The organism is Bradyrhizobium sp. NBAIM08 (genome assembly GCF_020193935.1).
Taxonomy (GTDB): Bacteria; Pseudomonadota; Alphaproteobacteria; order Rhizobiales; family Xanthobacteraceae; genus Bradyrhizobium; species Bradyrhizobium yuanmingense.
In genome coordinates, this window is sequence record NZ_JADYVR010000994.1 from 1 (window position 1) to 401 (window position 401).

A 401-nucleotide genomic window follows, 5' to 3' on the forward strand; every position below is an offset into this window, starting at 1 on the left:
GAGTTGGCATCGCTGCCGAGCGTGGAGCAAAGGAGACACCACTCCATTTTGGAATAAAGGGTTTTGAATCCTTTGGGGTAACCGGAGAAGCCTTTGGAACCTCAATTACTTCCAGTGCTCCGCCCACATGCCCAAATACTGCACCTGAGTATTCAGAGGTTAGCGCATCGCTGTGTCCGGGCAGCGGCACGAGTGACAGGGCACTGCCCTTCGGCACACGGGCCTGAGATAATCGATCGATGACAAACAGGTTACTTGCTGCGTTGAGTTCGACGGGTGGTTTGTCCTGGTCGGGGATGTCAGCGCTGCTTAAGAGGATGTCGCCGAGTGATGGGCGCACTGTCAGGGGATGTGATTTTTTAGTTGGCATGGCTTTTTAGTTTTACGTATACATTAAAAAG

1 protein-coding gene is annotated in these 401 nt (G+C 52.1%); it reads right to left on the bottom strand.

All coding sequences use genetic code 11. The features are described from left to right. The coding region (locus I6F37_RS43105) for a hypothetical protein (protein ID WP_225154847.1) at positions 1-370 on the bottom strand (370 nt) is incomplete at its 3' end. Positions 371-401 lie beyond the last annotated feature (31 nt).